The following is a 24,648-nucleotide window of genomic DNA, read 5'->3' on the forward strand; positions in this document are numbered from 1 at the left end:
CTACGGGGTGCGGTACTCCGGCAGATTTGCCAATCCTTCTCGTAAGTAATCCACCAATTGACGCACCTTGGGCGACAGATGCCGTTGCTGTGGATACAGCGCCCACACGGCGGTGTTGGGGGGTTGGTGCGCTTCAAGCAGCGAAACCAGCGCACCGCTGCGCAGGTGCTCTTGCACGTAGTAGTCCGGTAGTTGGCATAAGCCTACGCCCTGCAGTGCTGCATCGAGCACCGCCTGGCCGCTGTTGCAGCGCCAGTTGCCCTGTACGCGCTGTGCGATTTCACGCCCATCCTGCTGCAAAGGCCAGCTGTCCGTACTGCCGATCAAGCAGTTGTGTCGCGCCAGTTCCGAAAGGCTGTGCGGGCGACCATAGCGCTCCAGATACGCGGGCGAGGCGCAGAGGTACATGCGCCGGGGCGCCAGGCGGCTGGCCACCAGTCGCGAGTCCTGCAGGCGCCCCAGTCGAATGGCCATGTCCATGCCTTCATGCAGCAGGTCCAGTGTACGGTTGGTCAGTTCGATATCCACCCGCAATTGCGGGTAAAGGGCCATGAAGCGGGTCACCAGCGGCACAATGAAACGCTCGCCATAGGCCACTGCGCAGGTCATGCGCAGCAGCCCCTTGGGTTCGCTACCAAGGTCGCCCATGGCTCGCAGCGCTTCGTCCCGGCCATCTTGCAAACGCTGGCAATGTTGCAGGAACGTCTGTCCTGCCTCCGTCAGGCTGACCCTTCGGGTGCTGCGATATAGCAGGCGGGTCTGCAGGCGCTCTTCGAGGCGGGCAATTTGGCGGCTGATATGGGAAGACGAAACCCCAAGGTGCTCTGCTGCTGCGGTGAACTGCCCTGATTCGGCGACGGCGACGAACTCATCGAAGCCTTCCCAGTGACTGCTTGCCATCGATTATCCCTGCTCAGCATTAATGTTTTGCGTTTGCCTGGATTATTCATCAAATGTTGATGAATTACACTTCAAGGCTGGAAACCGAACCTTTGCTGGAGAAGATTCATGATCAAGTCCCGTGCCGCCGTTGCCTTCGAGGCCAAGAAACCACTGGAGATCGTTGAGGTCGATGTGGCCATGCCCAAGGCGGGCGAAGTGCTGCTGCGCGTAGTGGCGAGTGGTGTCTGCCACACGGATGCCTACACCCTGTCCGGCGCCGATCCGGAAGGCATCTTCCCCTCGATTCTTGGCCATGAAGGCGGTGCTATCGTCGAAGCCATCGGTGAGGGTGTCACCTCGGTCGCTGTAGGTGACCACGTGATCCCGCTGTACACCCCGGAGTGTGGCAAGTGCAAATTCTGCCTCTCTGGCAAGACCAACCTGTGCCAGGCCATTCGTGCCACTCAGGGCAAGGGCCTGATGCCTGACGGCACCACACGCTTCTCCTACAAGGGCCAGCAACTGTTCCACTACATGGGCACCTCGACGTTCTCCGAGTACACCGTACTGCCGGAAATCTCCGTGGCCAAAATCCAGAAGGAAGCACCGCTGGAAAAAGTCTGCCTGCTGGGCTGCGGTGTCACTACTGGTATTGGTGCAGTGCTCAACACTGCCAAGGTCAAGCCAGGCGACACCGTCGCGATTTTCGGCCTCGGTGGCATCGGCCTGTCGGCGATCATTGGTGCAGTCAAGGCCAAGGCTTCGCGCATCATTGCAGTGGACATCAACCCGGCCAAGTTCGAGATCGCCCGTCAGTTGGGCGCAACCGATTGCGTCAACCCGAAAGACTATGACCGCCCGATTCAGGAGGTCATCGTTGACCTGACCGATGGTGGTGTGGACTTCTCCTTCGAGTGCGTTGGCAACGTGCAACTGATGCGTGCAGCGCTGGAGTGTTGCCACAAAGGGTGGGGCGAGTCCGTGATCATCGGTGTGGCCGGTGCGGGTCAGGAAATCTCGACGCGTCCGTTCCAACTGGTCACCGGTCGCGTGTGGCGCGGCTCGGCCTTCGGTGGCGTGCGTGGCCGTAGCGAACTGCCAAGCTATGTCGAGATGGCTGAAAAGGGCGAAATCCCGCTCGATACCTTCATCACCCATACCATGGGGCTTGAAGACATCAACAAGGCTTTCGACCTGATGCATGAAGGCAAGAGCATTCGCAGCGTCATCCATTTCTGAGGTCAGCCATGAGCCTGGAAAACCTATCCTGCCAAAAGAGCTTTGGTGGCTGGCACAAGCGTTATCGGCACCGCTCTGAGGTGCTGGGGTGTGACATGGTCTTTGCGGTCTACCTGCCGCCACAAGCGGAGCAGGGCGGCAAGCTGCCAGTGTTGTACTGGCTGAGCGGCTTGACCTGCACGGACGAGAATTTCATGCAGAAAGCCGGTGCGCACAAGCTGGCTGCGGAACTAGGGCTGATTATCGTTGCCCCAGACACCAGCCCGCGAGGGCCGAAGGTACCGGGTGATCCGGACGGCGCCTGGGACTTCGGTCTTGGCGCGGGCTTCTACCTCAACGCCACCGAGCAGCCGTGGGCGGAGCACTACCGCATGCACGACTATGTGGTCGAGGAGCTGCCCGCACTGGTCGAAGCGCATTTTCCCGCCTCCGACAAGCGCGGTGTCAGCGGTCACTCCATGGGAGGGCACGGGGCATTGGTTTGCGCCTTGCGCAATCCGGGTCGTTATCGCTCGGTCTCGGCGTTTGCCCCGATCAGCAACCCGATGGATTGCCCTTGGGGGCAGAAGGCGTTTTCCCGTTACCTGGGAGAGGAGCGCGCGCGTTGGCGTGAGTGGGATGCCAGCGTCTTGATTGCCGAGGCGAGCGAGCGGCTGCCATTGCTGGTCGATCAGGGTGATCGTGACGATTTCCTGGTCACTCAGCTCAAGCCGGAAGTCTTGGCCCAGGCTGCGCGTGCTGCGGATCATCCCCTGACGTTGCGCCTGCAGCCGGGGTATGACCACAGCTACTACTTCATCGCCAGCTTCATCGATGACCATCTGCGTCATCATGCCGCTGCGTTGCGCTAGGGGCTGCGGACAAATCAAGCCCAAGCCCGGGTAAAGCAGGTAGAATCACGCCCTGACTCAATCAGGGCGTTTTTCTATGCGTATTGGCCACGGCTACGATGTACATCGCTTCGCACAGGGCGATTTTATTACCTTGGGCGGTGTGCGCATTGCCCACTCTTCCGCGCTGTTGGCTCACTCCGACGGCGACGTGCTGCTGCATGCCCTGAGCGACGCCTTGCTTGGTGCGGCAGCATTGGGCGATATCGGCCGGCACTTTCCCGATACGGACCCGCAGTTCAAGGGCGCAGACAGCCGCGTGCTGTTGCGTCATGTGCTGGCCAAGGTCCAGGCCAAGGGGTGGAAAGTCGGGAATGTCGACGCAACCATCGTTGCCCAGGCTCCGAAAATGGCGCCCCATATCGAAACCATGCGCGCCCTGATTGCTGAAGACCTGCAGGTCGATATCGACCAGGTCAACGTCAAGGCCACCACCACCGAGAAGCTCGGTTTCACCGGGCGTGAAGAAGGCATTGCCGTTCACGCTGTTGCCTTGTTGCTGTCAGCATGACCGAACTTGAATTGCTTGGCCCGTGCGCATCGGGTCCATCCTTGGGGCATGCCGTGCTCAAGGCGACCGCGGAAGATTTTCAGGTCGACGAAGTACTCGATATCCCGCTCTCCGGTGACGGCGAGCACCTGTGGCTGTGGGTCGAGAAACGCGACCTCAACACCGAGGAAGCTGCCCGCCGTCTGGCTCGTGCAGCCGGCGTGCCGGTGCGTAACATCAGTTATGCCGGCCTCAAGGATCGTCAGGCCCTGACGCGCCAATGGTTCAGTCTGCACCTGCCGGGCAAGGCCGATCCGGACCTGTCTGGCGCAGAAAACGAAACCCTGCGAATCCTCAAGCGTGCCCGGCATAAGCGCAAACTGCAGCGCGGTGCGCACTCTGCCAACGGCTTCACCTTGCGCCTGACTCAACTGTCTGCAGACCCCGCTGCTCTCCAGGCTCGCCTGGAGCAGTTGCGCAGTGAGGGTGTTCCCAACTACTTCGGCACGCAGCGCTTCGGTCATAACGGCGGGAACATTGTTGATGCCCGTGACTGGGCGGCCCGCCAGGCCTTGCCGGAGCAACGCAATGTGCGGTCGCGGCTGCTTTCGGCTGCGCGCAGCTACCTGTTCAACCGGGTGCTGGCGGCCCGCGTTGCCAATGGCACCTGGAACCAGGCGCAGGTCGGTGACTTGCTGGCCTTCACCGACAGCCGCAGTTTTTTCCCGGCAGGGGAGGCTGAGTGCCAAGATCCTCGTCTTTCGATACTTGACCTGCATCCAACCGGTCCACTGTGGGGTGAGGGGCACTCTGCCACAGGTGGTGCTGTTGCTGAGTTGGAGCAGCGCATCGGCGAAGAAGAGGCGGCGTTGTGCCAATGGTTGAGCAAGGCCGGCATGAGTCACGAGCGACGCATTCTGCGGCTGCCCATTGGCGGTCTGACGTGGCATTATCCCGAGCCTGATATCCTGCAACTGGAATTCGTCCTTCCGGCCGGATGCTTCGCCACCGTTGTGGTGCGTGAACTCATCGACCTGGCGCCGGCAGGGCAGACGGACAGCCCATGCGTATTCTGATTTCAAACGATGATGGGGTTACTGCCCCCGGACTTGCCGCACTGCACGCTGCGTTGGCGGATTATGCCGAGTGTGTGGTTATTGCCCCGGATCAAGACAAAAGCGGCGCGAGCAGCTCGCTGACCCTTGACCGGCCGCTGCACCCGCAGACCCTGGCCAACGGTTACATCAGCCTCAATGGCACACCCACCGACTGCGTGCACCTGGGCCTTAATGGTCTGTTGCCGTATACCCCCGACATGGTGGTTTCGGGCATCAACCTGGGCGCCAACCTGGGCGATGATGTGTTGTATTCGGGTACGGTCGCTGCCGCACTGGAAGGGCGCTTCCTCGGTGGAACCTCGTTTGCGTTTTCGCTGTTGTCGCGTCTTCCCGACAATCTGCCAGCGGCTGCCTATATTGCCCGCAGGCTGGTCGAGGCGCAGAGCCGCCTGACATTGCCCCCGCGCACAGTGCTTAACGTCAATATTCCGAACCTCCCGCTGGAGCACATCCGTGGTATCCAGCTGACGCGTCTCGGTCACCGTGCGCGTGCAGCTGCGCCGACCAAGGTGGTTAACCCGCGCGGCAAGGAAGGCTATTGGATCGCGGTGGCTGGCGATGCTGAGGACGGCGGCCCGGGCACCGATTTTCACGCGGTGATGCAGGGCTATGTATCGATTACCCCGCTGCAGCTCGATCGCACCTTCAATGAGGCGTTTGAACAACTCGATGGTTGGTTGGAGGGTGTGCTCTGATGCGTGAGGACGATCTGGTGCGCCGCGGTATTGGCATGACCTCTCAGCGAACCCGTGAGCGACTGATCCAGCGGTTGTGTGAAGAGGGGATCTCCAATCCGCAGGTGTTGGAGGTCATTCGCCGCACGCCACGCCATCTGTTCGTCGACGAAGCGCTGGCGCACCGCGCCTACGAGGATACAGCGCTGCCGATTGGTAACAACCAGACCATCTCCCAGCCCTTTATTGTGGCGCACATGAGTGAGTTGTTGCTCGAAGCGGGTCCGTTGGACAAAGTGCTGGAGATTGGCACGGGTTCTGGTTACCAGACCGCGATTCTGTCGCAGTTGGTTGAGCGAGTGTTTTCGGTTGAACGCATCAAGGTGCTGCAAGACCGGGCCAAGGAGCGTTTGCTCGAACTCAATCTGCGTAACGTGGTGTTCCGTTGGGGCGATGGCTGTGAAGGTTGGCCAGCCCTGGCCCCTTACAATGGGATCATCGTCACTGCGGTTGCTCCCGAGGTTCCGCAAGCCTTGCTTGATCAGCTTGCGCCCGGTGGGCGCATGGTCATTCCGGTGGGCGCTACAGGAGAGTTGCAGCAGTTGATGTTGATCGTTCGTGAGGAGAACGGTTTCTCCCAGCGCGCGATGGGGGCGGTGCGTTTTGTGCCATTGCTCAACGGCCCGGTGGCTTGAGCCAGGCTTTTTTCTGCGTGAGCGAATTCTGCTGCAGGCTGCAGGTCTATTTGCCAGGCCTGAGCAAACATCCTGAGTAAATTTGTGCTGCGTGAGCCCGCCGCAATAGGCGCACGCTCAGTTATAATTGCAACATTATTTCATTTTTCTTATCGGTCACCATTAGAGGGAGCGGCGGGTGAGTCACACAGTCATTCGGCAGCGTATGGGTCTATCGAGCTTCAGGCTTCTGGTGATTGCACTTGCCTTTGGTACGCTGGTTACGGGTTGTTCCAGCACTTCTTCGAGCAGCGTTGGCGTGGTGGACCGCAATAATGCGGCGCCCAAGCGTCCTGCCGTGACCACAGGGCAGTACGTCGTACGTCCAGGTGATACCCTGTTCTCCATCGCTTTCCGATACGGTTGGGACTACAAGGCGTTGGCTGCGCGCAACAATATTGCGCCGCCCTATACCATTCGTCCTGGGCAGGCTATTCGTTTCGATGGCCGTTCCGGTGGTGCGTCGGGTACTCCCTCCCAGACCGTGGTCAGCAGCTCCTCGTCGTCAAGTAAAACTACGGTTACCCGGCGCCCGGTGGGTACCCCAGCGCCTTCCACAAGCACCTCGTCGAGTGCCGCCAGCAGCGCGCCTGCGCCCGTTCAGGTGCCGGCATCGGAGCGTGCAGTGGGGGGCTGGGCGTGGCCTGCGAGTGGTGTGTTAATTGGTAAATTTGCTTCAAACGGTAGTTTGAATAAAGGCATTGATATCGCCGGTGATTTGGGACAGCCTGTTTTTGCTGCGTCTGATGGTTCAGTGGTGTACGCCGGAAGTGGCTTGCGGGGCTACGGCGAGTTGGTAATTATCAAGCACAGCGACACCTACGTCAGTGCTTACGGTCATAACCGTAGGCTGTTGGTTCGGGAGGGGCAGCAGGTCAAGGCAGGGCAGACAATTGCCGAGATGGGGTCCACGGGTACTGACCGGGTGAAGCTTCATTTTGAGATTCGCCGTCAGGGGAAACCCGTAGATCCGTTGCAATTCCTGCCGCGTCGTTGACCGCTTGTGCCTTGCCTGTTCCTTCGCGTAGTGGGGACAGGCTCCAGCGCTACCAAGGATCAGGTGACGCTCGAGTCTGAGTTCGAACTCAGCAAAGGACTATAACAATGGCTCTCAGTAAAGAAGTGCCGGAGTTTGACATCGACGATGAGGTTCTCCTGATGGAGACCGGTATCGTTTTGGAAACGGATGTGGTGTCAGACGAACCTGCTGTATCTTCGGTTCGGACCAAAGCCAAACACGGCTCGTCACTCAAACAGCACAAGTACATCGACTACACCCGAGCACTTGATGCTACTCAGCTTTACCTGAATGAAATCGGATTCTCACCCCTGCTTTCGCCTGAGGAAGAAGTTCATTTTGCGCGGCTGTCGCAAAGTGGTGATCCTGCTGGGCGTAAGCGCATGATCGAGAGCAACTTGCGTCTGGTGGTAAAAATTGCCCGGCGCTATGTGAATCGGGGGCTTTCGCTGCTTGACCTCATCGAGGAAGGCAACCTGGGGTTGATCCGTGCTGTCGAGAAGTTCGATCCTGAACGTGGTTTCCGTTTCTCTACCTATGCCACCTGGTGGATCCGGCAGACCATCGAACGGGCGATCATGAACCAGACCCGTACCATCCGCTTGCCGATCCATGTGGTCAAGGAGCTGAACGTTTACCTGCGTGCTGCTCGGGAACTGACCCAGAAGCTCGATCACGAACCGTCGCCGGAAGAGATTGCCAGCTTGTTGGAGAAGCCTGTTGGTGAGGTCAAGCGCATGCTGGGCCTTAACGAGCGCGTGTCTTCAGTCGATGTTTCGCTGGGGCCTGATTCTGACAAGACCCTGCTTGATACCCTCACTGACGATCGACCGACTGACCCCTGCGAGTTGCTTCAGGACGATGATCTGTCCCAGAGCATCGACCAGTGGCTCAGTGAGTTGACTGACAAGCAACGTGAGGTGGTGATTCGCCGTTTTGGCTTGCGCGGCCACGAGAGCAGTACCCTTGAGGATGTTGGCCTGGAGATCGGTCTGACCCGGGAGCGGGTTCGCCAGATCCAGGTTGAGGGGCTAAAGCGCCTGCGCGAGATTCTGGAGAAGAACGGTCTGTCCAGCGAGTCGCTGTTCCAGTAACGCCGATGCAGTGAAAAACACCCCGACTGGTTCGGGGTGTTTTTGTTTGTGTTGAGCTAGCGCCGGGTCGCCCGGGGCTGAAACATGTTGGTATGAGCCAAAGACTACTCGTGTGTTGTTACTGTGCATGCTGTTGTAAGTGATCACTTACAGCGTGCGTAAGCCAAAGCTGTAGGCGCGAGTAAATCGTTGCCGCTTTCACAGTCGGTATTTGTTTATCTGTTTGATAAATAAGGATTTTTATTTTTGCTTGGGTAACCCTCAGGTCTTTTTTTGAGAGGTTTTGCCAGTTGCTCCAGGCGCTCCAGCGATTACTATCTGCCCTGTGTCCACGGATTTGGACACAGGCCTTCAAGGATGAGGGTCAAGGACATCGCAGGATGCGATTCATCAGGATGATGAAAGGGAATAAAGGGACTACGGAAAAAATGTGGGCGGGTCAAACCGCCCCTTTTTTTGTCCGCAAAAAAGAAAAGGCCCCTGTAGGGGCCTTTTGCGTAGAACGAGAGCGTTTAGCGCTCCAGATCCTTGATCTTGCCTTTGACACCGTCGAATTCCTCGGCATCGGGCAGTGCATCTTTCTTCTCGGTGATGTTTGGCCAGATCTCAGCCAGCTCAACGTTCAGCTGGATGAACTCCTGCATATCCTCAGGCACTTCGTCCTCAGAGAAAATGGCTTGTGCCGGGCATTCAGGCTCGCACAGCGCACAGTCGATGCACTCATCCGGGTGAATGACCAGGAAGTTCGGGCCTTCGTAGAAGCAGTCCACCGGACAGACTTCTACGCAGTCGGTGTACTTGCACTTGATGCAGTTGTCGGTGACGACGAAGGTCATTTCTAATTTTCTCCTCAGGCGACGGCAGCACAGCCCTTCCAGACAGGGCCGCGGGGTTTGGTAGATGGCTGCAGACCAGGCTAGTAATCTGCAGTGTCGCCAAACCGCGCGGGATTCTATCAGCTTGTGGGACGGTGCGTTAGATCAGAGTCTTTAGTGTATAGAGCATTTCGAGCGCCTGACGAGGTGTCAGGTTATCAATATCGGTTTTGCTGATTTCCTCCAGCACCGGGTGCGGCAGGCTGGCGAACAGATCGCTCTGGTGCGGCACCGCTGGCGCGCCTCTGTCGGCTACAGGCGCTGCGTCATGCGGCAGGCTCGCGGTTTCCAGGCGGCTCAGGTGTTCGCGGGCACGCTGAATAACCGGGCCAGGTACGCCGGCCAGTTGGGCAACCGCGAGGCCGTAGCTCTGGCTGGCCGGGCCAGGCAGTACATGGTGCAGGAACACGATACGTTCGTTGTGTTCGGTGGCATTGAGGTGCACGTTGGCTACCAGCGGTTCGCTCTCGGGTAGGACGGTCAACTCGAAGTAGTGCGTGGCGAACAGCGTATAGGCGCGCAGTTGCGCCAAGCGCTCGGCTGCGGCCCAGGCCAGCGACAGGCCGTCAAAGGTACTGGTGCCGCGCCCCACTTCATCCATCAGCACCAGGCTGCGTTCGGTAGCGTTATGCAGGATGTTGGCGGTTTCGCTCATCTCGACCATGAAGGTCGAGCGGCCGCCGGCCAGGTCATCGCTGGAGCCGATCCGGGTGAAGATGCGGTCAACCAGCGACAGCTCGCAACTGGCCGCCGGTACGAAGCTGCCGATGTGTGCCATGAGCACGATCAATGCGGTCTGGCGCATGTAGGTGGATTTACCGCCCATGTTCGGACCGGTTATCACCAGCATGCGGGTGTTGTCATCGAGTGCCAGGTCGTTGGCCACGAACGGGGTGGTCAGTACCTGCTCGACCACCGGGTGGCGCCCCTGGCTGATCCGCATGCACGGCTCGTCGACGAACGTTGGGCAGTTCAGATCGAGGTTCAGCGCGCGCTCTGCCAGGTTGCTCAGGACGTCCAGCTCTGCCAGTGCCGCGGCAGTGTCCTGCAAGGGCGGCAGATGGCTGATCAGGTTTTCCAGCAGCGCTTCATAGAGCATTTTCTCCCGCGCCAATGCGCGGCTTTTAGCCGACAGCGCCTTGTCTTCGAAGGTTTTCAGCTCAGGCGTGATAAAGCGCTCGGCACCTTTGAGGGTCTGGCGACGGATGTAGTCGGCAGGTGCCTGTTCAGCCTGCTTGCTGGGCAGTTCGATAAAGTAGCCGTGGACACGGTTGTAGCCGACCTTGAGGTTGGCCAGGCCGGTACGAGCTTTCTCGCGAGCCTCCAGGTCAATCAGGAACTGGCCGGCGTTTTCGCTCATCGACAGCAGCTCGTCCAGCTCGCTGTCATAGCCCGTCTTGAGGACGCCGCCGTCGCGGATCACCGCAGGCGGATTGTCGATGATCGCTTTTTGCAGCAGGTCAGCCAGTTCCGGGTAGGTGCCGGCGATAGCCGCCAGGCGTGCCAGGTGCGGTGCCTCCAGCTCGGCCATTGCGTTTTGCAGCTCAGGCAATGCACCCAGTGCATCGCGCAGGCGAGCCAGGTCGCGAGGGCGGGCATTACGCAGGCCAATCCGGGCCAGGATCCGTTCGATGTCGCCAATTTCCTTCAGCTGTGGCTGCAGCTTTTCAAAGCGGTAGCCATCGAGGAGGCAGCGAATGGAGCTCTGGCGTGCCAGCAGCACCTTCAGGTCGCGCAGGGGGCGGTTCAGCCAACGGGTCAGCAAACGGCTGCCCATGGCGGTCTGGCAGCGGTCGATGACCGATTGCAGGGTATTGTCGCGACCGCCTGCGAGGTTGACGTCCAGCTCAAGGTTGCAGCGGCTGGCACCGTCGAGTACGACAGTATCGTCAAGCCGTTCGTGTTTGAGGCTGCGAAGATGGGGCAGGGCGGTACGCTGGGTTTCCTTGGCGTAGCCCAGCAGGCAACCGGCAGCACCGATGGCCAGGGTCAGCTTCTCGCAGCCAAAACCTTTAAGGTCTTGGGTTGCGAACTGCTGGCACAGGCTCTTGCGGGCTGAGTCACGGTCGAAGTCCCAAGGTGCCCGGCGTCTGGCGCCACGACGCTTCTCGGCGGGCAAGCCCTGTGGCCAATCATCCGGGATCAGCAGTTCCACCGGGTTGATTCGCTCCAGCTCGGCCAGCAGGTTCTCCCAGCCCTTGAGCTCCTGAACGGTGAAGTTGCCGCTGGTGATGTCCAGTACTGCAAGGCCAAAGAGGCGTTCATCGCCCAGTACGGCAGCGATCAGGTTGTCACGGCGTTCATCAAGCAACGCCTCATCGCTGACCGTGCCTGGGGTGATAATACGTACGACCTGGCGCTCGACCGGCCCTTTGCTGGTTGCCGGATCGCCGATCTGCTCGCAGATCACCACCGACTCTCCCAGTTTCACCAGCTTGGCCAGGTAGCCTTCAGCTGCATGGAAGGGGATACCGCACATGGGGATCGACTGGCCCGCGGACTGCCCACGGGCAGTCAGGGTAATGTCCAGGAGTTTTGCGGCTTTCTTCGCATCTTCGTAGAAGATTTCGTAGAAATCGCCCATGCGGTAGAACATCAGCTGATCTGGGTGCTGGTTCTTCAGCTTCCAGTATTGCTGCATCATCGGAGTGTGTGCGGAAAGATCAGACATTCAAGGCCTTACAGCGAGCAGTCTTTTGGACAATTGCGAATCGTCTAATACTACAGGGATTTTTTCTGCATTGCTGGCGCTTGGGTAATGTCAATTGCATGCTGGGTCAGTGAGTTGGACGCTCTTTATGCTCATGCATTTTAAGTTCGTTCGGCTGCATTCATTGCTTAGCGCAGTCGGCCGTGGATGTCTTTGAAACTGCTGCGCGCTGCGACACTCGATACCGCAAGGGCGGAGCAGTAGTCGCGCGACCTGCCGCGAGCGTTTCTGCCAAACGATGCTTGGTGTAGGGTAGTGCAGACTTTCAAGGAGCTTGCCATGGACCCGATTACCGTTCTTGCTGCCCGGCTGGGTGAGCATCTGCGTCGCTTCAAAGCTCATGTGACCACCGCCGAGTCCTGCACGGGGGGCGGCATTGCCGAGGCGATTACCCGAATTCCTGGCAGCTCTGCCTGGTTCGAGGCCGGTTATGTGACCTATTCCAATGCACAGAAGACCCGCCAACTCGGGGTTCCTGCGGCGTTGTTCGGCCAGGTTGGTGCAGTCAGTCAGGAGGTTGTCGAGGCCATGGTGCGAGGTGCGCAGGCCGCCAGCGGGGCACGTTTTGCCGTGGCAGTCAGTGGTGTGGCCGGCCCGGAGGGTGGTTCTGCTGCCAAGCCGGTGGGCACTGTATGGCTGGCGTGGGCCGACGGCGAGCAGGTGACGGCCGAGCGCAGGCACTTCGAGGGTGACCGCGAGGCGGTTCGCCGACAAGCGGTAATCGCCGCGCTAGACGGCTTGTTACAGCTTGGGGCGGAGTAAATCGCTATTCGGGGGTAGGCGGAAACAAAACCCTGTGAAATAATACTGGCTACTTATACAGGTGTTCTGGCCGTCAGGGCCTATCGATTACGTGAGGACTTCAATGGACGACAACAAGAAGCGTGCCTTGGCTGCGGCCCTGGGTCAAATCGAACGTCAATTCGGTAAAGGCGCGGTCATGCGCATGGGTGACCATGAGCGCCAGGCGATCCCGGCCATCTCCACTGGCTCGCTGGGGCTGGACATTGCCCTGGGTATTGGCGGTCTGCCAAAAGGCCGTATTGTCGAGATCTACGGTCCTGAGTCGTCCGGTAAAACCACGCTGACCCTGTCGGTGATCGCTCAGGCCCAGAAAATGGGTGCTACTTGCGCTTTCGTCGACGCCGAACACGCACTCGACCCGGAATACGCTGGCAAGCTGGGCGTCAATGTCGACGACCTGCTGGTTTCGCAGCCTGACACGGGTGAGCAGGCACTGGAAATCACCGACATGCTGGTGCGTTCCAATGCAGTTGACGTGATCATCGTCGACTCCGTTGCCGCATTGGTGCCAAAGGCTGAAATCGAAGGTGAAATGGGCGACATGCACGTGGGTCTGCAGGCTCGCCTCATGTCCCAGGCACTGCGTAAGATTACCGGCAACATCAAGAACGCCAACTGCCTGGTGATCTTCATCAACCAGATCCGCATGAAGATCGGTGTGATGTTCGGTAGCCCGGAAACCACCACCGGTGGTAACGCGCTGAAATTCTACGCCTCGGTTCGTCTGGACATCCGCCGTACCGGCGCGGTCAAGGAAGGCGACGAAGTGGTCGGTAGCGAAACCCGCGTCAAGATCGTCAAGAACAAGGTGGCCCCGCCATTCCGCCAGGCCGAGTTCCAGATCCTCTACGGTAAGGGCATCTACCTCAACGGCGAGATCATTGACCTGGGTGTGCAGCACGGTCTGCTGGAAAAATCGGGCGCCTGGTACAGCTATCAGGGCAGCAAGATTGGTCAAGGCAAGGCCAACTCGGCCAAGTTCCTGCAGGACAACCCGGAGATCGCTGCCACCCTTGAGAAGCAGATCCGCGACAAGCTCCTGAACCCGGGTGCGGTAGAGGCTGCTGGCAAGGCTGCGGTCGCCGATGCCGCTCCTGAAGACGATCTGGTCGACGCTGACGCTGACTTCTGATCCCGCCCATGTCCGTCGTACTCGATACCCCCGTCGCCGTAAGGCGGACAGCCATGGACCTGCTCGCGCGCCGCGAGCATGGTCGTGTCGAGCTGACGCGCAAGTTGCGTCAGCGCGGCGCATCTCCCGAGATGATCGAACAGGAACTTGACCGTTTGACGGACGAGGGGCTGCTCAGTGAGGCTCGCTACCTGGAAAGCTTCATCAGTTACCGCTCTCGCTCCGGCTATGGCCCTGCTCGCATACGAGAGGAGTTGAGCCAGCGCGGTTTGCAGCGCTCGGATATCGAGCAGGCCCTGCGTGAGTCAGGGGTAGACTGGCAGGCGCAATTGCTCGATGTCTGGCAGCGCAAGTTCGCAGGGCAATTGCCAAGCGATCCTCGCGGTCGCGCCCAGCAAACCCGCTTTCTGGTTTACCGGGGCTTCCCCATGGACTTGGTCGGCCGCTTGCTGAGCGGCCGAGGTCTGGATGACTAACGTTCCGGGTACTCAGCCTCGATCACATAGCTTCACGTGACCTTCAGCGCTTCCCGTGCATGCTGTGTGGTGTGCATGGGTTGGGGTTTGGCCCAGTTTTCCGGATGGTTGATGAAGTCCACCAGTTCGCGTAGGCGACCGTAATCGCGACCATTGAAGGCGAATGCCAACCGATGCAAATGGCTGAATTGCGGGTCGTCAAGTTCCACACAGCTGTGGGTGTGTTGATGGAAATGACCATGCTGGCGTAGATCTGCAAACACTTCTGCAATATCGAGCATCGCAGCGTCGCTGAGGCGATGATGCATGCGAATGATGAACTGGTTCTTCATCCAGCGACTGGAGTGGTAGTTACTGTAGAACTGGTTGATCTCTTCGACCGCTTCCTCTGTGCTGTGCACCAGGCGCAGCAACTTCATGTCGCTTGGCAGGATGTAGCGGTTTTCTTCCAGCTGATGGGTAATGAATTTCAGGGCGTCCTGCCAGAATGAGCCGCCAGGGGCATCCAGCAGTACCACGGGTACCAACGGGCTCTTGCCCGTCTGGATAAGGGTCAGGACCTCCAGTGCTTCATCCAGCGTGCCAAAGCCACCAGGGCATAGCACCAGCGCATCGGCCTCTTTCACGAAGAAGAGTTTGCGGATAAAGAAGAAGTGGAACGGCAGCAGCTTGTCTGTGCCTTCGACTGTTGCGTTGGCGTGTTGCTCGAATGGCAGAGTGATATTGAAACCCAGGCTATGTTCCACGCCAGCGCCTTCATGGGCGGCAGCCATGATGCCACCACCAGCACCTGTGATGACCATCATGTCCGAGCGAGCCAGTGTGGCGCCCAGTTCTTTTGCCAGGCCATACATGGGGTGTTCGATCGGGGTTCGGGCCGAGCCGAAGACCGTTACCTTGCGCTGGCCTTTGTACTGTTCCAGCACGCGGAAGGCATGATCCAGTTCGCGCAGGGCCTGGAGGGTGATCTTCGCATTCCAGCGGTTGCTGTCGTCATGCGCCATCCGCAGGACGGTCAGCATCATGTCCCGGTAGAGCGACAAGTTGGGGCTGTTGGGGGCGACCAGCTTCAGTTGTTCGTCGACGTTGTCGAGGTTGATTCCGTTGTTCTTGAAGTAGTTCGCAAGAAGCTCATTCGGTTTGTTAGGCATTCAACTTCTCCTTTTGCAGCAAAACTGCTGGCCAGAACGCGTATTTCGATCTGGCTGCAACACTCATGTGTTGCTGGCTGCTTCAGTCCGATTTGCGAGGTCGGCATCTCGATAGGCTCTCTGGACCTACTGGCAGCACTGATTATCGGTATGGCTATTGTTGCCGCCAGAGGCAGTAGTGTACCGGGTGTGGATACGCCTCCTTGTTGTGCCCGAAATAAAAGTGGTGGTTGGTTATTAATCTAGACCCTGTCGGGTGTTCATGCTGTCGTGATGGCCTGTTCTTCATAGCATAACGATCATGGATTCATGCCGTTTCAGGTGCAGATGTCGACCGCTCATCTGATCGGATCCAATTAGCAGGACAATCTGATTAACTTCAAGGACGATCACAGTGTTTGAGTGCAGGGAGGCATAACCTATGCGTCGGTTGATTCTGGATGTGGATACACAGTTGTATGCGTCGCTGCAAAGCGCAGCGCAGGCCGGTGACCTGAGCCTTGAGGAGGAGTGCCTGCGACGTCTCGAAGGGGGAGAGTGTCGTTCGCGTTACATCCAGGCACTCGTGTCCGAGTTGCGTGCCGATGAAGAGCAGCGGCGCGCCAGTGAGGGGTAACCTGATTATTTCTTTTTCTGGTTCAGGCCGCAGTCGGAGGCGCTGAAGCGCTGTACGGCTACCGGGCGATTGGTTTTGTACTCGGTAAACTCGTAGCGCAGAACCGCACCGCGCGCCAGTAGCTGACGGTAGCCCGTGTTACGACAGACGCTGGCGCCCAATTGGCCACGAACCATATCCGGATTCGCTCGCATTTGCTGCGCATGGCTTTCACGTACGCTCAAATGGTTGATCAGCTCCTTGCCGTCAACGGTATAACCCTGGTCGAGAATGTCCTCGTTGATCGCCCGAGGTGTGCCAACACTGCTTTCCTTGGCAACCTTGTCCAGCATTTTGCCAAGCTCATAGTCCTGCAGCGAAGCAGCATTTGCCGCCAGAGGCAGAGCCAGCAACAGGCCGAGGGTTGGGGCGATAAAGCGCAGCATGAATTTCTCCTGGTTCGGTAACTGGCGGTTGGACCTGCGCTCTGGCGTTGCGTTCCACCATCGGCAGGCCTGTTTGCGCCAGCGCGCATCGATAGGCTGGCGATTATAGGGGAGCACAGAGCCCGGCTCCATGGCAAAAACACTCGGTGGCTGACGGCCTCTGGTAAACTGCGTCAATTGTCTCCTGCCTTCGTTGTGCCATCCATGACCCATGCTGTCTCCCGTCTGCGAGCCGATCGACTGGCCCGCAGCGTCAAACCTTTTGTTGCACGTGGTTCGCGTGCGCCTCGTTGCCCAGGCTGTCGAGTCATTGACAGCCATTGCCTGTGTGCGTGGAAGCCACGGGTTGCCGCCGAGTCGGCCATGTGCCTGTTGATGCATGATACCGAGCCACTGAAACCGACCAATACGGGATGGCTGATTGCCGACATCATTGCCGACACGACGGCTTTTGGCTGGCAGCGCACCTCAGTGGATGAGCAGTTGCTGGCACTGCTGGAGCAGCCTCACTGGCAGCCTTACATTGTGTTCCCAGGGGAGTTTGTCGAGCCGCAACGGGTGGTGACCGAGGTTGTTCGTGAGCCTGGCAAGCGGCCGCTATTCATCTTGCTGGATGCGACCTGGACCGAGGCGCGAAAAATGTTTCGCAAAAGCCCGTACCTGGACCGCTTCCCTGTACTGAGCCTGCAACCTGAGCAACTGTCACGCTATCGTCTGCGTCGGTCCAAGCGCGATGATCATTTTTGTACCGCCGAAGTGGCAGCCATGTGTCTGGAGTTGGCCGCCGATCAGCGAGCTGCCGAGGCGCTTGATGCCTATCTGGATGTCTTCAGTGCGCACTACCTGGGCGCCAAGTTCCACCGTCCTGTCGATGAACAGGATGACGTGCATCAACGGCTGCAGCCCTTCCTATAGTACAAGGGCGTCCACAGTGTGTTCGGTTCATAATGAGCACGCAGGCAGCGCCGCAAGGTGCCGAACTTGACCACCCGGTCTGAGCTCGGCATCCTTGGCGCCGATTCAGTTGTGACGAAGCTTGAAACACTTTTATCGCCTCGTTACGCCATTTTGGCATGTGGTACTGCCTCCCAAGCCTTGAGTTGCTCCCCGCCAGGCGTCCGGTCTTTAGCGCGCCTGCATAGAACAGGATCATTAGATCGATGGCCACGTACGAAATCCTGATTGCCGATGACCACCCACTTTTTCGCAGTGCGATGCGCCAGGCCGTGACGTTGGGCCTTGGCCCGGACGTGCGGCTGGTGGAAGTGGCGAGCATCGCCGAACTGGAAACCCGATTGACTGAAAAGGCCGACTGGGATCTGGTGTTGCTGGACCTCAATATGCCAGGCGCCTACGGATTCTCCGGTTTGGTCCTGCTGCGCGGGCAGTACCCGCAGATTCCTGTGGTGATGGTTTCCGCGCAGGAAGAGGCATCGGTGGTAGTGAAGTCTCGTGAATTCGGTGCTAGCGGCTTTATTCCGAAGTCGAGCCCGCTGGAGACGATTCAGGATGCCGTGCGCAAGGTTCTGGATGGTGATGTCTGGTGGCCGCCTCAGGCGTTCGAGAAAGTTGATGTTTCAGCTGAAGCCAAGGCTGCCAGTGAAGGGCTTGCCAGTTTGACGCCACAGCAATTCCGGGTGCTGACCATGGTCTGCGAAGGTTTGCTGAACAAGCAGATCGCCTATGAATTGAGTGTTTCCGAGGCGACCATCAAAGCGCACGTCACGGCGATTTTCCGCAAGCTGGGTGTGCGCACTCGCACTCAGGCGGCCTTGCTGCTGCAACAACTTGAGTCAGTTTCGGGTAGCTAAAGCCGTCTGCCTTCACGCTTTTTTGACCCGAGCTGAACTAGCCTTCAGCGTTTTTAAGGATGAAGTGGTTTTTTATGTCGCCATTCAAGGGCCAAACAGGCCTCAAGCGTATTTTCAATGCTGCTGGTTATTCGTTCGATGGCTTGCGTGCTGCCTTCACCGGCGAAGCAGCCTTTCGCCAGTTGGTATTGCTCAATGTCGTGTTGATCCCGTTGGCGTTCTGGCTTCAGGTCAGCCGTGCCGAGCGGGCGATTCTGATCGCTGTCTGCCTGCTTGGCCTGATCGTCGAGTTGCTGAACTCGGCGGTGGAAGCAGCAATCGACCGTATCTCGCTTGAGCGCCACCCACTGTCGAAGAACGCCAAGGACATGGGCAGTGCTGCTCAGTTGGTGGCCTTGAGCATGGTCGGCCTGGTCTGGGCGGTAATCCTGCTTTAAGGAATGCGGGGTAGCACGATTTCGTCGCTGCGCTGCACCCCGGCCGTGAAGGTTCTGCATAGCTCCAGGAATTCGCGCATCGCCGAGGTCTGGTACTTCTGTTTATGCCAGATGAAGTAGAACTGTCGGGCGAGGTCAAGCTCGGGGGTTTCCAAGGCTACCAGGCTGCCTCGGCGAAAGGCGTCTCGCAGGGCCAGGCGGGAAATGCAGCCGATGCCCAGCCCTGATTCCACTGCACGTTTGATTGCTTCGGTATGTTCCAGTTCAAGGCGGATATTAAGTGCCGAGCGGTGGTGGCGCATCGCTTGATCGAAGGTCAGGCGAGTGCCTGAGCCTTGCTCGCGCAGAATCCATGCCTCCCGTGTCAGCTCGTCAAGGCTGGCCTGGCCGCGCTGCGCCAAGGGGTGCTGGGGGGCGCAGAACACTACCAGTTCGTCCTCGACCCAAGGCTGAACTTCCAGGTCCGGGTGGTTGCAGTCGCCTTCGATTAGACCCAGGTCAATTTCGTAATGCGCTACCTGATGCACGATATGCGCCGTGTTCTGCACGTGCAGTTTGACCTGGCTTTCAGGGTGAACCTGCATGAAGCTGCCGATCAGCAGCGTAGCGAGGTAGTTTCCGATCGTCAGCGTAGCGCCGACAGCCAAGGAGCCAAACCCGGACTTACCATTGAGCAGGTCCTCAATTTCCTTGGCCTGGTCGAGCAGTGCGACGGCCTGAGGCAGCAGTTGCTGACCCAGTGCGTTGAGGCTAAGGCGCTTGCCGGCACGGTCGAAGAGCTGGCAACTGGATTGACGTTCAAGCTCTGTGATTGACGTGCTGGCGGCGGATTGCGACAACGCCAGTATGCCAGCGGCGCGTGAGACGCTCTGGTACTGGGCTACGGCGACGAAGACTTGAAGCTGACGAAGCGTAAATCGCATATCTATATAACCGATAAGACATATCTTGATAATTCATTTAACAGATATTGTCGCTGCCACTAAACTATTGCGCAATCGCGCTCACGGTTAGCGCCGCGTTTTTCTTCAGGAGCCCTATACATGAGCAACATGAACCACGAACGTGTTCTCAGTGTCCATCACTGGAACGACACCCTGTTCAGCTTCAAGTGCACCCGCGATCCGGGCCTGCGCTTCGAGAACGGTCAGTTCGTGATGATCGGCCTGCAACAACCTAATGGCCGTCCGCTCATGCGCGCCTATTCGATTGCCAGCCCAAACTGGGAAGAGCATCTGGAGTTCTTCAGCATCAAGGTGCCGGACGGCCCGCTGACCTCGCAGTTGCAGCACCTCAAGGAAGGCGATGAGATCATCATCAGCAAGAAGCCTACCGGCACGCTGGTCCTTGACGACCTGAAGCCGGGCAAGCACTTGTACCTGCTGAGCACTGGTACCGGCCTGGCGCCGTTCATGAGCGTCATCCAGGACCCGGAAACCTACGAGCGCTTCGAGAAAGTCATTCTGGTTCATGGCGTGCGCTATGTGAACGAAGTCGCCTACCGCGAGTTCATCACCGAGCACCTGCCACAGAATGAGTTCTTCGGCGAGGCGCTGCGTGACAAGCTGATCTACTACCCAACCGTAACCCGTGAGCCATTCGAGAACCAGGGGCGTCTGACTGACCTGATGCGCAGCGGCAAGCTGTTCAGCGACATTGGTCTGCCGCCGATCAACCCGGAAGATGACCGCGCGATGATCTGTGGTAGCCCGAGCATGCTGGATGAAACCAGTGAAGTGCTCGACAGCTTCGGTCTGAAGGTCTCGCCACGTATGCGCGAGCCGGGCGACTATCTGATCGAGCGGGCATTCGTCGAGAAGTAATCTCGCGGTTTGAACGAAAAAAAGCAGGCTTAGGCCTGCTTTTTTCGTTTTTACACCTTGCTGGTTCGGGGCTATGGCTCGCGCACGACTTCCAGCACCCGGATCATGTCCGGGTGGGGATAGTGCCAGCGCACCTGCACATCCCAGAACTTTACGCCGTAGATTCGCTCGGCGGGGGGAACCTGGTACGCCGGGCGCGGGTCTTGCGCCAGGCATTGCTCGATCAGTTCTGCCAGCGGCTCGCTGAGACGCAAGGCGTGCTCTTGTGCCTGATGCAATGCCTGGTCGCTCCACTCCACCTGGATCGGTGCGGGCGGGGCGCTGGCCATCGTATTCACCGCATCGCCAATGCTGTCGGCATAGGGAACGTACGGCTTGATATCCAGCACGGGGGTGCCGTCCAGCAGGTCGATACCGGAGAGGAACAACCGACCCGGTTCAACCTTTTCCAGCCTGACAACCGACTGACCGATGCCGTTAGGACGATGGGTGGCGCGCGTTGCGAACACCCCCATGGACTTGTTGCCCCCCAGGCGTGGTGGACGCACCTTCAGCCGAGGTTTGTCCTCCAATGCCTGATGGAACAGGAACAGCAGCCAGACGTGGCTGACCTGCTCAAGACCGGCGACTGCATCGCCCTGATCGAACGGCGGCAGCAGTTCGAGCACCCCGCGCGCGGCTGGCGCCAGTTGGGGTTGACGCGGGATGGCAAACTTTTCCTTGAAGCAGGAGTGCAGGATGCCGACGGGGGCGACACTGTGGTTCATCGGCGCCTCAACCACGTACCCGCAGGGTCAGGCCCTTGAGGAAGTTGCGTAGCAACTGGTCGCCACAGGGGCGGTAGTTACTGTGCCCGACCTTGCGGAACAGTGCGCTGAGTTCTGGCTTGGAAACCGGGAAGTCGACGGCCTTGAGAATCGCGTGCAGGTCTTCTTCCTTGAGCTCAAAGGCGACACGCAGTTTCTTCATGACGATGTTGTTGGTCACTGGAAGCTCGATCGGCAGGGCTGGACGGCTTTCGTCCTTGCCGCGCTTGAAGTACACCAGACCGTCAAGGCAATGCGCCAGGACTTCATCCGGGCAGCGGACGAAGCCTTCTTCATCCTCTTTTTTCAGGTAGGTGGCGATGTCGGCCTTGCTGACGTCCAACCCGCCCAGCTTGATGAGTTCAATCAGCTTGGCGTCGTTGATTTCCAGCAGGTAGCGCAGGCTGCGCAGTACATCGTTGTGAATCATGAGAACAATCCTGATCGGGGGCGCCACCCGAGTGGTAGCGCCTGTGGTGCTAGAACTTTTCCTGAGCCGCCAGATAGCGCCATTGGCCCAGAGGCAACTTGCCCATGGCTACGCCGCCGAGGCGTAGCCTGCGCATGCTGACAACGCTCAGGCCGACACTTTTGCACAACTGCACGATGACGCCGGGTGCCGGGTTTTTCAGTGCGATGCGCAGGCGCGTTTCGTTCTGCCAGCTGGCCTTGACCGGCGGCAGTGTATTGCCTTGCCAGATCACCCCGCGGTTCAGTCGTTCAAGGCCGTGGGCGATGATCTCGCCACTGACTTCGACGACATACTCCTGCTCAAGCTTGGCAATGTCCTGGGTGAGCTTGCGCAATACCCGCCAGTCCTGGCTGAACACCTGCAACCCGCTGGCACCTTCCTGAAGCAGCGCGGCACTCGTCAGGCGGCTGAAGTGGCCCTTGAGTGGGCGCTTACCGTAACGGTGCAGTTCGGACAGGCTGAGCGCATTGATACTGGCCAATGCGCTGTCGAGGGTGTCTTCGGGCTGTTGATTGAGCAACAGGGTGACCGGTTCCAGTGCTTCGGCCTTGGCGCCGGGCAACAGTTCGACCTGCTCGCTGCTGACCTTGTGCTGTGGTTCGTCGACGATCTGGCCGTCCACTGTGACCCAGCCACCCTCAATGAACAGCTCTGCCTCGCGTCGGGAGCAGCCGACAACTTCGATAAGGCGTTTGGAAAGACGAATGGGTTCAGACATGACGACAGCCGTGGCACAGGGAAAGGCCACCATTGTACCCGGCTGGCCCCGGTTAATCCCGGCAACATTCGTCGATAGCGCGGTTTTGCCCTATTTCGGAGTAGTACTACGTTGGCTGTCAGCCTGAAGTTAAAGGCAGTGTATGAACAAGCCTTAAGTGGAGTAGGGGGTAAGGTTGTCCCATGCCGTCGGTTTCTGACCGGCCGATGATTTCAAAGCCTTGTTTGAGATAGAAGCCTAGCGCCTGGGGGTTTTGTTCATTGACATCCAGTTGCTCGGCATTCAGGTGCTCGATGGCGTAGCGCAATAGCTGTTTGCCCACGCCCTGGCCGCGGTAGTCCGGATCAACGAAGAGCATTTCCACGCGTCCGGCGGCAACCCCGGCAAAACCGCTGATACGCTGCTGGCGGTCTTTGCAGCAGATCAGCATGACGGCGTCGAGATACTGTTTGCGCATCTGCTCGCGCAGCAGGCAGATATAGTCGTTCGGCAGAAAGTCGTGGGTGGCGCGCACCGAGGCTTCCCAGACGCGGATCAGTTCTGGGTAGTCGTTGAAGCTGGGGGTTTGAACCCGATGAAGCTGGGGCATTTCAAGGGCCTCCTCTGTGGGATGAGGAAACCATAGCCGTAAAAAAGCCCCGCCATCGCTGGCAGGGCTTTTTCAGACGCGGTTGATCAGAGGGTTTCGGCCCACAGATCGTATTCGTCGGCTTCGGTTACGCGGCACAGCACCTTGTCACCTGGCTTGAGGTCGCGGTCGCTTTCGACATAGACCACACCATCGATCTCTGGCGCATCGAAGAAACTGCGGCCAATGGCGCCTTGCTCGTCGACTTCATCGATGAGCACTTCGATTTCCTTGCCAACTCGCAATTGCAGGCGTGCGGCACTGATTTGCTGTTGGTGGGCCATGAAGCGGTCCCAGCGATCCTGCTTGACGTCGTCTGGTACGACTTCAAGGCCCAGGTCATTGGCCGGTGCGCCTTCGACGGGCGAGTACTGGAAGCAGCCGACACGGTCAAGCTGTGCCTCGCTGAGCCAGTCGAGCAGGTACTGGAAGTCTTCCTCGGTTTCACCCGGGAAGCCAACGATGAAGGTCGAGCGAATAATCAGCTCTGGGCACTGCTCGCGCCATTTCTTGATGCGTGCCAGGGTCTTGTCTTCGAAGGCCGGCCGCTTCATCGATTTGAGCACTTTCGGGCTGGCGTGCTGGAACGGAATGTCCAGGTACGGCAGGATTTTGCCCTCGGCCATCAGTGGGATCACGTCGTCGACGTTTGGATACGGGTAGACGTAGTGCAAGCGCACCCAGACGCCAAGGCTGCTCAGTGCTTCGCACAGTTCGAGCATGCGGGTCTTGACCGGGCGACCGTTCCAGAAATCGGTTTTGTACTTGACGTCGACGCCGTAGGCGCTGGTGTCCTGAGAGATCACCAGCAGCTCTTTGACGCCGGCCTTGACCAGGCGCTCTGCCTCGCTCAGCACTTCGCCCACCGGGCGGCTGACCAGCTTGCCACGCATCGACGGGATGATGCAGAAGCTGCAGCTGTGGTTGCAGCCTTCGGAAATCTTCAGGTAGGCGTAGTGGCGGGGCGTCAGTTTGATGCCTTGTGGTGGCACCAGGTCGATCAACGGGTTGTGGTCCTGCTTGGGCGGAATCACTTCGTGGACGGCGTTGACCACTTGTTCATATTGTTGCGGACCGGTCACGGCCAGTACGCTTGGGTGTACGTCGCGAATGGCGCCTTCTTCGACACCCATGCAGCCGGTGACGATCACCTTGCCGTTTTCGGCAATGGCTTCACCGATCACTTCCAGCGACTCGGCCTTGGCCGAATCGATGAAACCACAGGTGTTGACCACTACCACATCGGCATCCTGATAGGTGGGCACGACTTCGTAGCCTTCCATGCGCAGTTGGGTCAGGATGCGCTCGGAATCGACCAGGGCCTTGGGGCAACCCAGGGAAACAAAGCCAACCTTGGGCGTGGTGGGCGTAGGGGTGGTGGACATGACTAACCTCGGTGTTGAAGAGGTTGCCAGGCCGAATGGCGCGACAACCTTGGCGGGCGTTTGGGCGCCTCTGATCAAAAAGTGCGCAATTCTAGCGAGCGTAATCCTACTTGACCAGCAGAAATACGACGAACGCTGCGCTATGCTTCGCGGCGTTGTGCCAGCGTTGATGTCAGTTGCTGCGGGTCACCGTTCGCGGATTGCGTAAATGCTAGCATCTGGCGCGAATTTCTCAGGCTT

27 protein-coding genes are annotated in these 24,648 nt (G+C 58.8%); 16 read left to right on the plus strand and 11 right to left on the minus strand.

Annotation, left to right across the window (positions count from 1 at the left end; translation table 11 throughout):
• On the minus strand, positions 1 to 900 hold the full coding sequence (locus UIA24_RS02380; RefSeq protein WP_330522089.1) for a LysR substrate-binding domain-containing protein: 900 nt from the start codon (positions 898 to 900) through the stop codon (positions 1 to 3).
• 108 nt (positions 901 to 1,008) lie between these two features.
• On the opposite strand from UIA24_RS02380, the gene UIA24_RS02385 reads away from it, so the two are divergent.
• The 8 genes from UIA24_RS02385 (at position 1,009) to rpoS (ending at position 8,139) form a co-directional block, all read left to right on the plus strand.
• Complete coding sequence (locus UIA24_RS02385; RefSeq protein WP_163938001.1) at positions 1,009 to 2,121, plus strand: S-(hydroxymethyl)glutathione dehydrogenase/class III alcohol dehydrogenase; 1,113 nt, start codon at positions 1,009 to 1,011, stop codon at positions 2,119 to 2,121.
• A gap of 8 nt (positions 2,122 to 2,129) precedes the next feature.
• Positions 2,130 to 2,972 (plus strand): S-formylglutathione hydrolase, encoded by an 843-nt coding sequence (gene fghA / locus UIA24_RS02390; protein WP_099773739.1) that lies wholly within the window; start codon positions 2,130 to 2,132, stop codon positions 2,970 to 2,972.
• Positions 2,973 to 3,048: 76 nt separating this feature from the next.
• Positions 3,049 to 3,522 (plus strand): 2-C-methyl-D-erythritol 2,4-cyclodiphosphate synthase, encoded by a 474-nt coding sequence (gene ispF, locus UIA24_RS02395; RefSeq protein ID WP_330522090.1) that lies wholly within the window; start codon positions 3,049 to 3,051, stop codon positions 3,520 to 3,522.
• Positions 3,519 to 4,577 carry a tRNA pseudouridine(13) synthase TruD gene (gene truD / locus UIA24_RS02400; protein WP_102052862.1) on the plus strand — a complete coding sequence of 353 codons (1,059 nt, stop codon included), beginning with the start codon at positions 3,519 to 3,521 and terminating at the stop codon, positions 4,575 to 4,577. Before ispF ends, truD begins: the two co-directional genes overlap by 4 nt.
• The gene (gene surE / locus UIA24_RS02405) at positions 4,565 to 5,314 is read left to right on the plus strand and encodes a 5'/3'-nucleotidase SurE (protein WP_099773742.1); all 750 of its coding nucleotides are present in this window, start codon (positions 4,565 to 4,567) and stop codon (positions 5,312 to 5,314) included. The genes truD and surE overlap by 13 nt, the downstream gene beginning before the upstream one ends.
• 35 nt (positions 5,315 to 5,349) lie before the next feature.
• Positions 5,350 to 5,988 carry a protein-L-isoaspartate(D-aspartate) O-methyltransferase gene (locus UIA24_RS02410; protein WP_177442435.1) on the plus strand — a complete coding sequence of 213 codons (639 nt, stop codon included), beginning with the start codon at positions 5,350 to 5,352 and terminating at the stop codon, positions 5,986 to 5,988.
• Positions 5,989 to 6,166: 178 nt separating this feature from the next.
• On the plus strand, positions 6,167 to 7,024 hold the full coding sequence (locus tag UIA24_RS02415; protein ID WP_099773744.1) for a peptidoglycan DD-metalloendopeptidase family protein: 858 nt from the start codon (positions 6,167 to 6,169) through the stop codon (positions 7,022 to 7,024).
• Positions 7,025 to 7,131: 107 nt separating this feature from the next.
• The gene (gene rpoS / locus UIA24_RS02420) at positions 7,132 to 8,139 is read left to right on the plus strand and encodes an RNA polymerase sigma factor RpoS (RefSeq protein WP_099773745.1); all 1,008 of its coding nucleotides are present in this window, start codon (positions 7,132 to 7,134) and stop codon (positions 8,137 to 8,139) included.
• A 512-nt stretch (positions 8,140 to 8,651) separates the two neighbouring features.
• On the opposite strand, the gene fdxA is transcribed toward rpoS, so the two are convergent.
• Positions 8,652 to 8,975 (minus strand): ferredoxin FdxA, encoded by a 324-nt coding sequence (gene fdxA / locus UIA24_RS02425; RefSeq protein WP_065760817.1) that lies wholly within the window; start codon positions 8,973 to 8,975, stop codon positions 8,652 to 8,654.
• Between the two features lie 139 nt (positions 8,976 to 9,114).
• A complete protein-coding gene (gene mutS / locus UIA24_RS02430; RefSeq protein ID WP_330522091.1) occupies positions 9,115 to 11,685 on the minus strand; it encodes a DNA mismatch repair protein MutS in 2,571 nt (856 codons plus the stop codon).
• A 318-nt stretch (positions 11,686 to 12,003) separates the two neighbouring features.
• On the opposite strand from mutS, the gene UIA24_RS02435 reads away from it, so the two are divergent.
• From UIA24_RS02435 to recX, 3 genes are all read left to right on the plus strand, one after another.
• A complete protein-coding gene (locus UIA24_RS02435) occupies positions 12,004 to 12,486 on the plus strand; it encodes a CinA family protein (RefSeq protein ID WP_065760815.1) in 483 nt (160 codons plus the stop codon).
• Between the two features lie 103 nt (positions 12,487 to 12,589).
• Positions 12,590 to 13,660, plus strand: coding sequence for a recombinase RecA (gene recA / locus UIA24_RS02440; protein WP_065760814.1), 1,071 nt, complete (start codon positions 12,590 to 12,592; stop codon positions 13,658 to 13,660).
• Positions 13,661 to 13,668: 8 nt separating this feature from the next.
• Positions 13,669 to 14,136, plus strand: coding sequence for a recombination regulator RecX (gene recX / locus UIA24_RS02445; protein ID WP_065760813.1), 468 nt, complete (start codon positions 13,669 to 13,671; stop codon positions 14,134 to 14,136).
• 32 nt (positions 14,137 to 14,168) lie between these two features.
• Here the strand turns inward: recX and UIA24_RS02450 are convergent, their stop codons facing one another.
• A complete protein-coding gene (locus tag UIA24_RS02450; protein ID WP_330522092.1) occupies positions 14,169 to 15,287 on the minus strand; it encodes a TIGR00730 family Rossman fold protein in 1,119 nt (372 codons plus the stop codon).
• 421 nt (positions 15,288 to 15,708) lie between these two features.
• Here UIA24_RS02450 and UIA24_RS02455 point away from each other — a divergent pair, with 421 nt between their 5' ends.
• Positions 15,709 to 15,903 (plus strand): hypothetical protein, encoded by a 195-nt coding sequence (locus UIA24_RS02455; RefSeq protein WP_330522093.1) that lies wholly within the window; start codon positions 15,709 to 15,711, stop codon positions 15,901 to 15,903.
• Between the two features lie 5 nt (positions 15,904 to 15,908).
• On the opposite strand, the gene UIA24_RS02460 is transcribed toward UIA24_RS02455, so the two are convergent.
• Positions 15,909 to 16,328, minus strand: a complete 420-nt coding sequence (locus UIA24_RS02460; protein ID WP_330522094.1) for a quorum-sensing-regulated virulence factor family protein — start codon at positions 16,326 to 16,328, stop codon at positions 15,909 to 15,911.
• Positions 16,329 to 16,532: 204 nt separating this feature from the next.
• On the opposite strand from UIA24_RS02460, the gene UIA24_RS02465 reads away from it, so the two are divergent.
• The 3 genes from UIA24_RS02465 to UIA24_RS02475 all read left to right on the plus strand — a co-directional run bounded on the left by UIA24_RS02465 (position 16,533) and on the right by UIA24_RS02475 (position 18,576).
• Positions 16,533 to 17,243: a tRNA-uridine aminocarboxypropyltransferase gene (locus UIA24_RS02465; protein WP_163931816.1), complete on the plus strand. Its 711-nt coding sequence runs from the start codon at positions 16,533 to 16,535 to the stop codon at positions 17,241 to 17,243.
• Between the two features lie 245 nt (positions 17,244 to 17,488).
• A complete protein-coding gene (gene erdR, locus UIA24_RS02470) occupies positions 17,489 to 18,139 on the plus strand; it encodes a response regulator transcription factor ErdR (RefSeq protein ID WP_065760808.1) in 651 nt (216 codons plus the stop codon).
• A gap of 74 nt (positions 18,140 to 18,213) precedes the next feature.
• Positions 18,214 to 18,576: a diacylglycerol kinase gene (locus UIA24_RS02475; RefSeq protein WP_065760807.1), complete on the plus strand. Its 363-nt coding sequence runs from the start codon at positions 18,214 to 18,216 to the stop codon at positions 18,574 to 18,576.
• On the opposite strand, the gene UIA24_RS02480 is transcribed toward UIA24_RS02475, so the two are convergent.
• Complete coding sequence (locus UIA24_RS02480) at positions 18,573 to 19,499, minus strand: LysR family transcriptional regulator (protein ID WP_065760806.1); 927 nt, start codon at positions 19,497 to 19,499, stop codon at positions 18,573 to 18,575. The genes UIA24_RS02475 and UIA24_RS02480 overlap by 4 nt on opposite strands.
• Positions 19,500 to 19,619: 120 nt before the next feature.
• On the opposite strand from UIA24_RS02480, the gene fpr reads away from it, so the two are divergent.
• Positions 19,620 to 20,399 carry a ferredoxin-NADP reductase gene (fpr, locus tag UIA24_RS02485; protein WP_065760805.1) on the plus strand — a complete coding sequence of 260 codons (780 nt, stop codon included), beginning with the start codon at positions 19,620 to 19,622 and terminating at the stop codon, positions 20,397 to 20,399.
• A 71-nt stretch (positions 20,400 to 20,470) separates the two neighbouring features.
• On the opposite strand, the gene tsaA is transcribed toward fpr, so the two are convergent.
• From tsaA to rimO, 5 genes are all read right to left on the minus strand, one after another.
• Positions 20,471 to 21,166: a tRNA (N6-threonylcarbamoyladenosine(37)-N6)-methyltransferase TrmO gene (gene tsaA / locus UIA24_RS02490; RefSeq protein WP_330522095.1), complete on the minus strand. Its 696-nt coding sequence runs from the start codon at positions 21,164 to 21,166 to the stop codon at positions 20,471 to 20,473.
• Between the two features lie 7 nt (positions 21,167 to 21,173).
• Positions 21,174 to 21,635 (minus strand): DUF1456 family protein, encoded by a 462-nt coding sequence (locus UIA24_RS02495; RefSeq protein WP_065760803.1) that lies wholly within the window; start codon positions 21,633 to 21,635, stop codon positions 21,174 to 21,176.
• 49 nt (positions 21,636 to 21,684) lie between these two features.
• Entirely contained in the window at positions 21,685 to 22,395 is a 711-nt protein-coding gene (locus UIA24_RS02500; protein WP_099776560.1) for an rRNA pseudouridine synthase, read from the minus strand.
• 118 nt (positions 22,396 to 22,513) lie between these two features.
• Positions 22,514 to 22,984 carry a GNAT family N-acetyltransferase gene (locus UIA24_RS02505; RefSeq protein ID WP_330522096.1) on the minus strand — a complete coding sequence of 157 codons (471 nt, stop codon included), beginning with the start codon at positions 22,982 to 22,984 and terminating at the stop codon, positions 22,514 to 22,516.
• A gap of 86 nt (positions 22,985 to 23,070) precedes the next feature.
• Positions 23,071 to 24,408 (minus strand): 30S ribosomal protein S12 methylthiotransferase RimO, encoded by a 1,338-nt coding sequence (gene rimO / locus UIA24_RS02510; RefSeq protein ID WP_102053498.1) that lies wholly within the window; start codon positions 24,406 to 24,408, stop codon positions 23,071 to 23,073.
• Between the last annotated feature and the right edge of the window lie 240 nt (positions 24,409 to 24,648).

Source organism: Pseudomonas sp. AL 58, assembly GCF_036348395.1.
GTDB classification, from domain to species: Bacteria; Pseudomonadota; Gammaproteobacteria; order Pseudomonadales; family Pseudomonadaceae; genus Aquipseudomonas; species Aquipseudomonas defluvii.